Origin of the sequence: Caballeronia sp. GAFFF1 (genome assembly GCF_023630705.1) — a bacterium.
Lineage (GTDB): Bacteria > Pseudomonadota > Gammaproteobacteria > Burkholderiales > Burkholderiaceae > Caballeronia.
The window spans coordinates 1-259 of record NZ_JALQEM010000059.1; the positions used below are offsets into that span (position 1 = coordinate 1).

A 259-nucleotide genomic window follows, 5' to 3' on the forward strand; every position below is an offset into this window, starting at 1 on the left:
ATCTTCTGCTGCTATCATGGTTCTTGGTTTAATTTTTTATTAATTGCATTTACGATTAATTTAGATTGTCTTTGTGCATCATTACAACACTTGTAAACCTTGTATTTGCATTCCAGTTGAAAAGGGTAAAGTCGGAAATTTCTTATTCCTAAATTAACACCTAAATAATAATACACCCATCTTATGTAAGTTTCATCATAACCCTTTACATCATTAAATACTAAACCAAACTGATGCTGATTATCTATATGAGAATAAT

At 28.6% G+C, this 259-nt stretch carries 1 protein-coding gene; it reads right to left on the reverse strand.

Annotated elements, in window-relative coordinates:
- Nucleotides 1-14: 14 nt before the first annotated feature.
- On the reverse strand, nt 15-259 hold a 245-nt coding region (locus NCR37_RS28290), incomplete at its 5' end, for a hypothetical protein (protein ID WP_250476111.1).